Consider the following 2,816-nt stretch of genomic DNA (forward strand, 5'->3'; position numbering starts at 1 on the left):
GGCCATCATGATGCAGGAATCTGGAGGCAGGGGAACAGACCCGATGCAGTGTTCGGAAAGTCCATATAATACAAGATTCCCACACACTCCTGGTTCTATTACTGATCCGGATTATTCGATAGAGGTTGGAGTACAGACCTTTGCAGACTGTATCAGACAGGCAGGATGCAGCAGTCCACAGGATCTGGACAAGCTGAAACTTGCATGGCAGGGATATAACTATGGAAATGGCTACATAGGATGGGCATTGCAAAGAGGCGGTTATACAGAAGCCAATGCATTGCAGTTTTCACAGGAACAGGCAGCTTCGCATGGATGGAGCAGTTACGGAGATCCCCAATACGTTCCCCATGTGATGCGGTATTATTCCGGTGGCAGCCTGTTTGCTGGTTTGTTTGGTAATCAGCAGATTGTGTCGGTTGCAATGGGGCAGCTTGGAAACAGTGGCGGTCAGAAGTTCTGGAGCTGGTACGGATTTGACAGTCGGGTAGAATGGTGTGCCTGTTTTGTAAGCTGGTGTGCGGATCAGAGCGGTCTGATTGCAAGTGGGAATGTTCCTAAATTCTCATTGTGCAGTGATGGAGTGTCCTGGTTTCAGGGAAAGAATAAGTGGCAGAGTGGCGGAACAACTCCGACAGCTGGAATGATCATCTTTTTTGACTGGGATCATGATGGAACATCGGATCATGTAGGAATAGTAGAAAAGTGTGAAGGTGGAAGAGTTTACACGATTGAGGGAAATTCCAGTGATCAGGTACGGCAGAGAAATTATGCAGTAGATTACAGTTCTATAATGGGATATGGGGTGATAAATTGATGGTTTCTTTCATAATTTGTTAAGGATTTTATAAGGGAGTTAATGAATCCTTTGGAAAATAGTCACAAAATAGGCACAGTTGATTGATAAATTGTTATTGTAACTTTTAGTGATAGACATATAAAGAGTTAGAAATCTTTATAATTGACTTGAATTAGGAGGTAGTGAATATGAGTGATCAGAATGTAAAAGCAGCACAAAAATATTTAAATGCGATGTTTGGTGGACATAAGGATTGGGTAAAACTGGATGAAGATGGAAAGACCGGAACAGCCGTGATGCAGGGAATCATTCGTGCATTTCAGATTCAGAATGGAATCTCAACGATTACAGGAACGGTTGGACCACTTACTATTAATACCATGAAGAAGTTAGCCATTATTACAAAAATGGATCCGAATGATACTCCGCAGGTTAATGTATGCTTGATTCAGTGTGCTCTGTTTTGCAAAGGATATGCTGCTGGAGGAATTACTGGAATTTATTATACATCAGGAGTAAATGCAGTTAAAAAGATGCAGGAAAATGCAGGACTGGAAGTTACGGGCAAAATTGATTGGAAAGTTTGGTCTGGATTGTTATCCCTAAACTGGTTTACAAAGGTTTCTGGTGGGGATTCCAATATTGTTCTTATTCAACAGCAATTAAATAGTGACTGGTCAGATGTTATTGGTGTTGGACCTTGTGATGGAATTGCCTCAAGACAGACAATTTTGTCTTTAGTTGGTGCATTGCAGGCGGCTGAAGGAGTTACAACTGAATTAATTACAGATTTGAATTCAGTTAATTTTGGCGATGCAACAACAAATGCGTTTCCGGGTACATTACAGAACGGACAGAACTCGACGAAATATGTTCCATTTAATAAGATTGCTCAATACGGACTATATTTTAACGGATATAATCCGGGAAGATTCGATGGCGTGTTTGATTCGACTACAGAGTCAAAGGTGTCAGAATTTCAGGAGTTTTATGGTCTGACAGGAATTGGACTTGTAACAAAAGGAAAAGTAAATGTTTCTACTATGAAATCATTGCTTACGAGTAAAGGCGATACAAACAGGGCAGCAAAAGCGTGTGACTGTGCAACAGTATTAAATAAACAACAGGCATTAGATATAAAAAATGCAGGGTATACTCATGTAGGACGTTATCTGACAGGTTCTGTTGGAAAAGAACATACACCGAAATATTTGACATCAACAGAAGTGAAAAACATTGAAAATGCAGGATTATCGGTATTCCCGATATATCAGGATGGAGGATATGAATTAAACTATTTTAAGGATCCGTCCCAGGGAAGTGTTGATGCACAGACAGCAATTTTAGCAGCCGAGAGAATCGGTATACCAAGTGGAACGACTATATACTTTGCAGTGGATTTTGATTGTTATTCATATCAGATTGATACATTTATTATACCTTATTTTGAACAGATTCACATGATCTTTTTCAGTTCGACAAATGATAAAAATTATAAAGTCGGCATTTATGCACCAAGATATGTATGTACTAAAGTTTATGAAGCAGGATTGGCAAGTAAATCATTTGTGGCAGATATGTCAACTGGATTTAGCTGTAATTTGGGATATTCGATGCCGAAGAACTGGGCATTTGATCAATTTTGTGAGTTGAACTCATTTTCTTCATCACCTTCGTTCCCACTGGATAAAGATGCATATTCAGGGAGAGATACTGGATTTAAAAAGTTCGATGCCGTATCGACAAAAACAGATGAGGAAATAGCGCAAGAAAATCTTCGGGCAAAGGTAAAAATAGCACGAAATCAATATGTCTATAATGTAATGGAGCCGCTTGGTTATCTGAATAAAATTATGGATGTGGGTGTGGAGTATGATAAGGAAATTTCACTGGGAACAATGATGAGTCCTCAAGGAGCAATTGATATTTCTACTAAAATATCCACATCGCTTGAAAGTTCAACTGGTAAAATTTATAATATAAAAGTGGATATAGGAAATGATGGAGAATTGACACA

General features: G+C 39.3%; 2 protein-coding genes. Both read left to right on the plus strand.

The genetic code is table 11. The features are described 5' to 3' along the window. The coding region (locus WMO25_RS16940; protein ID WP_349086340.1) for a lysozyme family protein at nt 1-817 on the plus strand (817 nt) is incomplete at its 5' end. A gap of 170 nt (nt 818-987) precedes the next feature. Then, nucleotides 988-2,816, plus strand: a 1,829-nt coding sequence (locus WMO25_RS16945) for a glycoside hydrolase domain-containing protein (RefSeq protein WP_349086341.1), incomplete at its 3' end; no start/stop codon positions are given.

The organism is Coprococcus intestinihominis, from assembly GCF_040096555.1.
GTDB lineage: Bacteria > Bacillota > Clostridia > Lachnospirales > Lachnospiraceae > Coprococcus_A > Coprococcus_A intestinihominis.